This is a genomic window from Spirosoma daeguense, assembly GCF_054776875.1.
In genome coordinates this window covers 495,459-502,870 of sequence record NZ_BAAHBF010000008.1, presented here as the reverse complement: position 1 = coordinate 502,870, position 7,412 = coordinate 495,459, and the positions used below count along the sequence as shown (strand labels likewise).

General features: G+C 44.9%; 5 protein-coding genes. 2 read left to right on the top strand and 3 right to left on the bottom strand.

Annotation, left to right across the window (positions count from 1 at the left end):
* Positions 1-261: T9SS type B sorting domain-containing protein (locus ACYVD4_RS26100; protein WP_460950702.1), on the top strand; the 261-nt coding region annotated here is incomplete at its 5' end.
* A 121-nt stretch (positions 262-382) separates the two neighbouring features.
* Here ACYVD4_RS26100 and ACYVD4_RS26095 read toward each other — a convergent pair.
* From ACYVD4_RS26095 to ACYVD4_RS26085, 3 genes are all read right to left on the bottom strand, one after another.
* Positions 383-1,096: a YebC/PmpR family DNA-binding transcriptional regulator gene (locus tag ACYVD4_RS26095; protein WP_460950700.1), complete on the bottom strand. Its 714-nt coding sequence runs from the start codon at positions 1,094-1,096 to the stop codon at positions 383-385.
* Between the two features lie 96 nt (positions 1,097-1,192).
* The gene (gene lysA, locus ACYVD4_RS26090) at positions 1,193-2,446 is read right to left on the bottom strand and encodes a diaminopimelate decarboxylase (RefSeq protein ID WP_460950698.1); all 1,254 of its coding nucleotides are present in this window, start codon (positions 2,444-2,446) and stop codon (positions 1,193-1,195) included.
* A gap of 96 nt (positions 2,447-2,542) precedes the next feature.
* Positions 2,543-6,913, bottom strand: coding sequence for a DUF7619 domain-containing protein (locus ACYVD4_RS26085; protein WP_460950696.1), 4,371 nt, complete (start codon positions 6,911-6,913; stop codon positions 2,543-2,545).
* Between the two features lie 174 nt (positions 6,914-7,087).
* Between ACYVD4_RS26085 and ACYVD4_RS26080 the strand changes: the two genes are divergently transcribed.
* Positions 7,088-7,300, top strand: coding sequence for a hypothetical protein (locus ACYVD4_RS26080; protein ID WP_460950695.1), 213 nt, complete (start codon positions 7,088-7,090; stop codon positions 7,298-7,300).
* Positions 7,301-7,412: the final 112 nt, after the last annotated feature.

Here is a 7,412-nt window from a genome sequence, read left to right as displayed (position 1 = left end):
GATGTGTTTACGCCCTTACGTTGTCCTCGATTTGTGGAGCAGGTCGCCTTTGTGGTCTACAACCGCTGGGGTTCGAAGGTCTATGAGAAGACGGCGGCTGGTTTAGCCTGGGATGGCAAGGATGCGGGAGGAGCGGATCTGCCCAGTGGGTTGTACTATTACGAAGCGACGGTACGCTTCTCGATGGTGGATCGCAATGCTCCGCCCCAAATCGTCAAAGGCTGGGTACAAATCCTCCGCGAAGGAGTCAGTATGAGATGATACAATGTTAAGACGTAATGGATCGGGTTTTAGAACTCAATTTCACTACGTTATACTGATTTGGTATAAAAAAGGGAGAAGGCTAGCACCTTCTCCCTTTTTTATACTACGTCTTATTGATCTATTTCATGTTGTGATACACCGTCTGAACATCGTCGTCTTCTTCGATACGTTCAATTAGTTTCTCTACGTCGGCAACCTGTTCGTCGGTCAGCTCTTTGTAGTCGTTCGGAATTCGCTCAAATTCAGCCTGTTTGATTTCATAGCCTTTTTCTTCCAGAAATTTCTGTAGACTTCCAAACGCAGTAAATTCGCCGTAGATAACGAGCTGGTCTGTTTCGTCATCAAACTCGATTTCATCACCACCTACGTCGATCAATTCAAGCTCGAGTTCGTCCTGATCGACACCTTCGGCCGGAATCCGGAACACCGATTTGCGGTCGAACATAAAATCGAGCATACCCTGCGTACCCAGACTACCCCCTAATTTATTGAGGTAACTACGAACGTTGGCAACAGTCCGATTATGGTTGTCGGTAGCCGTTTCAATTACCAGCCCAATACCGTGGGGCGCATAGGCCTCATACACGATTTCTTTATAGTCTTCCTGATCTTTCGACGAAGCTTTTTTGATAGCCCGCTCAACATTTTCTTTCGGCATGTTGGCAGCCTTGGCATTCTGGATAATAGCCCGAAGCCGTCCGTTACTGTCGGGGTCGGGTCCAGCGGCTTTCACGGCCATCACGATGTCTTTGCCAATGCGGGTAAAGGTCTTAGCCATTTGCCCCCAGCGTTTCATTTTGCGGGCTTTCCGGTATTCAAATGCGCGTCCCATTTTTTAATGAATAATGTAGAATGAGCAATGAATAATACATAATAAACAATGCATAAAAATCTGGCCTATAGAACATTATGCATTTTTCATTATGTATTATTCATTTATAACAGTTGATTCAAATTCGATTAGTTCTTGTCCACGTAGTATATCCTCGAAGGTTTCACGCTGACGGACCAGATAGGGTTTGCCGTCATATACCAGTACTTCGGCCGGGCGGGGACGTGAGTTATAGTTCGAGGACATCGAAAATCCATAGGCTCCTGCGTTCTCAAACGACAATACGTCACCGGTGCTTACTTCAGGAAGCATCCGGTCGGTGGCAAACGTATCGGTTTCGCAAATGTAGCCCACTACGTCGTAGAGTTGTTCCTCACCTTCTGGATTCGATACGTTCAGAATGTGGTGATACGAATCGTACATCATCGGACGAATAAGGTGATTCAAGCCCGAATTTACCTGTACGAACGTACGGGTTGGATTCTGTTTCACTACGTTCACTTCCGTCAGCAGATGCCCGCTTTCGCTCACCAGCAATTTACCCGGTTCAAAGCATAGTTCCAGCTCACGTCCGTATCGGTCGCAGAACGAACGAAAAGCAGCGGAAACTTTTTTACCTAAATCGGCCAGATCGGTAAAATTGTCGCCAGGGCGATACGCCACTTTAAAGCCACTTCCGAAATCAATAAACTTCAGATCAGGATAATCAGAAGCCAGATCGAACAGCACATCGGCGATTTTCAGGAACGTATTACCATCTTTAAAATCGGAACCCGTATGAATGTGCAACCCTACGAGTGGGATAGAATATTTTTCAACAATAGCTTTAATATCAGCACGATAATCGTTCGGAATACCAAATTTTGAGTTGCCATGGCCGGTCTGGATTTTAAAGTTTCCGCCTTCGGCAATGCTTGGATTGATACGTAGCGCAATCGGGTACTGACTGCCATACGTCTGACCAATCTGCTCGAGCAGGGGCAGGCTGTCGGCGTTCAGTTGAAGCCCCATCTGAAGCGCTTCCTGAATTTCTTCCCAAGCGTTTCCACTTGGCGTAAACATGATTTGAGCCGGTTCGAAACCTGCCAGCAACGCCAGCCGGGCCTCGTTCACCGAAACTACTTCAATATCAATACCCTGCAAGCGCATCAGCTTCAGAATCGATAAATTGGTTAATGCTTTGGCCGCATACTTTATCTTAAGATTAACGCCCGGAAACGCAGACCGAAGCAAGCCGATTTTTTCGATAATTTTGTCGGCGTCGTACACGTATAAAGGAAGGCCGAATTCGTCGGCAATATCCAGTACGTTGACGCCCTGAATCTGATAGGTTTGGTTATTGAGTTGCATATCTTCTGAAAAGAGCCGCAAATATAATCAACAAGATAGCGTCCTCCACGTATTCTCTTGCAAACCGACCAACAACCAATCGAGTTTTGCCCAATTTTATTGACTATAGATTAACCTGGCATTCGGTCTCATTATTAGCTTTTTAAACCTTGCCGCTTGGGATTTCGGTATCACTACCTGATGGCCATTCATAATGGTTATGACATCTTGTGAACCCGGAATACAAGCACAATTCCACGTAGCCGTATTATTCCAGTTTCCGGAAATCAGCGATTGAACCGTTTTGCTGAGTGTAATAGTGGTTTGGGTATCGAAATTGACCGGAACCGGCTCTTCGTTGCCAACGCTATCAACGGCTACCGAATAGAACCGATACGTTGAATCTGCCTTACCGATGTAGGTTAATTCTTTTAGAGAAGTATTCGTTACAACAGGTTTGTATGGATTTCCGTTGACGGCTACATAAACAGTATACAATTTTATGCCAGCACCCGTATCATTTCCTCCCCAACGTAGTGCGAGCGTTGTATCGTTACTAACAGCGGGAAGTGCCTGTACCGTACTTTGCGGTAGAGTTTTATCTAACGTATTGGTCCAGGCGGGCGTTGGAATGGGGGCGTTATAATCGAAAATAATTGATGCCCGATTCGAAATGGTTGTTGAGTGGGGTAAATCAGCTTTTGACTTGATTGAGAAAAAAATGCTTCCTTCTCCTTCGGGTGCATTATGGTTCGGTGGTAAAAAGCCCAGAATGGGATCTTCGGTCAACTCCATAGTAGCCGGGTCGAGTGTTGTATAAGTAGCTTTCAGAATGCCCGTTACGTCGTTGAAATTTCCTTCCATACGTAGTATCAGATCTTTAGCCGGGCGCATATCCCAATCGTGCAGAAAGGTTTTACGCCCTGGAGGTGCATAAAAATTCGTATCTGCTACGTTGAAATGACCAAATTGAAACGACGAAAAATCGTATTTACTGGCATCTAACGTATCAAGCACCTGTACTAATTGGGCAGCCGCCGTGGCCGTGGCATAATTTTCAAAACGAATCTGATAACTCAGCGGGTCTTTGTCGGTAATGTATCGTTGCGCATGTACACCCATCGGACCAATTTTATCATTTGGATCTTGCGATGCGACAATTGGAACTGAAGCACAGTCTTCTTTTTTAGGCTTTGGTTTCAGTTTCTCACAAGCACTTGGAATTTCCAGAACATTGCCAATCAACGGTAAATATCCTAAGCCCTTTGAAAGACCGTCACCAAATTTTTTCATATACGCATACCTATCGCCCGCGCCACCTTCGGGAAGATTATCTAAAGCCCCTTGTACTAATGAACCTCCAATATCCAGAAAAGGGATTTTTTTTTCTCTAATGGCTTCATCCAATGCATTCACATTGTCAAAAAAGCCTGAAATCTTACCTACTTCGTCAGGTAATAATATACCTGCTACGTCTTTCATTGCTCCAAAAATAGGATCTAAACATTGTTTTACATCAGGGAATAATGTACCGTGTCCATATTGAAATGGATCAGTTAAGGGATCTCCCATTTGGCCGCAGAGGTCGAGAGGAAGGTTGCCTTGCGGGGGAGTAAATATCATAGGAATTTGCGCAACCTCTCCTCCGCCAACTCTGGGTAGGGCAATCCATCCCCTTTGTCCGGGCCCACGCCCTCCGGTTATTATTTCAATTGAATAGATTGTATCTTTCTTAATGAAACTTGAATCTTTAGCGTTTAAAACGGGGAGTTTAATAGTGGTATTTATCGGTGCATCAATCCAGAAAGGAACCAGATAAGCATCACCTTCACCTCGATTACTGATAGCAATAGTCACTTTAGTAGGTCGGCCGGGGCGGGTGAAACCAGGAGCAATTATTCGGATGTGCATATCGGGTGGGGTTGCCTGCTTAATCTTGAAGCCATTGGTAACAACTACTTTCTGGTAGTTCGGTAAGGTTAGCTCAATATCCCAATCGCCAACGGCTTTATCACGCAGGTTCATGACGGCCTGTACCCGGAAATTGTCGGGATAACTTAAAACCGAATCGGGAATTACAATAGGTATCTGGCCATTTTTCAGGAGCCTTACTTTCGTTCCTGCCGATAAATTATATCCATAAAAATTGATGGTTACTAGTCCGCCGTTACTACCAACTCTCGGAAAATATTCAACCTGATTACTAAAGAAATTCTGCGGAAAGGCAACTTGAAATAGCGACTGACGAGGATTTTCGTTATAGCCAGGAATTACCGTAAAAAAGAGTCGATTTCCAGCGAAAATTGCTGATTGAGGAGTGTACCATTGCGGGCGTTTAATGAAACAAGGGGCTCCATATTTTTTGCGCTCGGTATTATAATACGTTAGAGCAGGGCAAGGAGACTCAGCATTTATCCCCCAGCTAGAGAATACGTACTGCTCTTTCGATAGATTACTGTTTGCAATTTCGCCATCACCATAGGCATGTACAACTTTACCGCTAATTCGATCAATCAGGAAATTAGTAAACTGGTTTGGTTTAGGATTAATGAACGTACCAATCTGGTTTTGCGTACCCGAAACGAATACGTTATTACCTGATATAGCGATTGATGTGATAGGGCTGGCCGGATTTGGGTTCCAGTTCGTTAGCTGGCCTGTAAACCGGTTTACCGAAGCAAGGTATTTGCGGGCAACCCCATTGATTTGCGTAAAACTGCCACTGATGTACAGCAAATCGCCAATAATGACAAAATCGGTGATGCTGCCCCAACCCGGTGTTCCGCTTGGCGAATCGGTTGTCAGCGTAAAGGGTAATACGTTGCCTCGGGTTGTTATAGCAGCCATACCGCCCAACCGATTCTGACCATTTACAGAACTATAATTACCCAAGGTATAAAGTACCGAATCGACCGGAATCAATTTCGTGAATGCATTCGTTCGATAGCCCTGCTGCATAAACTGAAAACTACCCGAATTCACTTTATCGCCCGTTGGAATATCATAAGCTCCGATTGACTCTGTCAGCGCATTTTGTCCATTCGTTACTACCCACAACGTATTATCGACGGTAGCCATTTTATACACACTCCAGGTATTGGTTGGGCTGGTGGGCAGAAACGGGAATGTTTTTGGGATTACTTCCTGCGTAACTGGATTCAGCAGGGCCAGATGCGGGCGCGACGTATATTTATAGTACGAATCGCCACTACGTGCCAGACAAAACAGTTTATTACCATGGGCATACAGGATAGTAGAATTTGTCACCACAGAGCTGGCCTGTAAATCCCACGGAGTTATCTGATTGGTAGATAGATCAATGGCAGCCCAATTGTTTCGCATCGAGTCGTTAACCTGATTAAAACGCCCGTGCAGATATACCTTGCTACCTACCACTACAGCTTTAACGACAGCCGCATTATAGGGAAAGCCCGATGGTCCCCGGAATATAAACGTATTGACGTTCCAGCCACTTACAGGCGTTCCATTTGCTACGTTCAACGCCTGTAAAACATACGTATCGTCATTCCTCCAGACGGGTACGTATACCGCTTGACCATAGAAAAACAATCCCTGAACCCCTATTGTCAAACTATGCGCATACGGTACCTGATACGTCCAGCTTGCCGATACAGTACCCGAATTCGTTGTATCGAAAGCCGCAATACCAACGTGGGCAGGATAAGAGAGCGAACCACCTGCATAATAATCAACAATAATCTTTCCCTGCGAATAATAAATAAAGCTCCCATTGGGTCTCTGATCAGCCGTAAAGGTTGGTGTCCAGTTTTTGCGTTGCTGGAGCACCAGATCAAAAGCGATCAAATTAGTGTTATAATACGTATCGACTGAGTCGCGCAACGTACCACCCACTGCATACAACACATTATCGACTTCTACTGCCTGTACAATTCCTTTGATTTTCGGAAACGTGATACCTGTTCCGGTGCTGGCATCTACAGCCACAATGCTGCTTATCTGATAGCTATTTGAATCGTTAAAATCACCAATCGCATATAGTTTACTACCTTTTTTTAGCAACTTTATTACCACGCTACGTTGGTGATTGAGGGCAGGCAACGTAGCGGTCAGATTCAATGTAAAATTCATATCGATCTGATTGTTAGGCAGCACATGAACAACACCCCATTTATTGTAGCTAATGGAATCGTTTTCGTTAATCATTCGGAAACCGCTTCCTGCTACGTACCAGCCGCCGTTATCGTCCGAAATAATATCCTGTATATGCTCATAAAACCGGGGGAAGTTAGGATCAGGTACATCACTACCGTCGGTAAACATGGCAGCAGAACCTGTGTGAATACCTACTCCCTCAAACGAACCTCCCACAAAGAGCCCATGCCGGTCATTATAAACCATATCACTGACATTACCCATTGGTGTGTTTGCAAATCGTTGAAGCGTTTGAGCAGAAGAAGTCAGCGAAAGGATAACTAGAAAGCCTAAAACGTATAAACGTACATTCATAACAAGAAACGGTGTTGATTAGAAGAGGAGTGCAAACTTAAATCGAAAGTGTAGTTCAGAAAATACAGTTGTTCATTGTTTCTGATGAATATATTTTTCGGTATCCTTCGCTCGGCAAAACAGTAATCTACGGTCTAAAAATACCGATATTGCAACCTGATCAATATGAATCTAATGATACGCTCTTTCGTACTTTTCTTCATCAGCTTTCTGTTGGTCGATCTGCCCACTCAAGCGCAAACCGACCGGAAAACGGCTTTTACAGCCCACCTGCTCACCACGCTGGTGGACCCCGGAAAAAAGCACGAGTACGAACTGTTGATCGGGGGCCAGAAGGTGAGCCTGCACTTCCCGATCCGGTGTCGAACCCAAAGCCTATGGCAGTAGCGGGCCGACCTATTGACTTTTCGTTTCGGCGTCGAAAATTAAACTTACGTCAACGAACCTGAGTATGACCGACTAATAAGGAGCGGGAGAAGTTCTTTTTTAACCGCAAAGG